Below are 355 nucleotides of genomic sequence, written 5' to 3'. Positions count from 1 at the left end.
GATAAAACTCAAGTTGAAGGTTTGACCTCATTTTATATTGAGATTATTGCGAAAGAAGGCATTAGAACATTTACGCCAAGAGATGAAGATGAGATTGAGTTTGACGACGAAGATTAGTTTAATTGAGTTAACTAGCTTTTAAAATATGCAACTTATCCCGAGTTTTAGGTAAGTTAAGCTATTTATACCAAGTTGATTAAGTTCTTTCCCACTCAGCGAAAGTTAAAAGGCTTAGAGGCAAGGCATTGATTGAAGAAAATGGTTATTCCCTTGTCAAAATCAATAACGCAGCATGTAAGCCTTTTAAATTCGCCCTTTGGGAGCTTGCTCGATGCACACTAACATCGTTAAATTT

It is taken from the genome of Colwellia sp. E2M01, assembly GCF_018860585.1.
Classification (GTDB): domain Bacteria; phylum Pseudomonadota; class Gammaproteobacteria; order Enterobacterales; family Alteromonadaceae; genus Colwellia.
Note: the sequence above shows the minus strand (reverse complement) of the source record.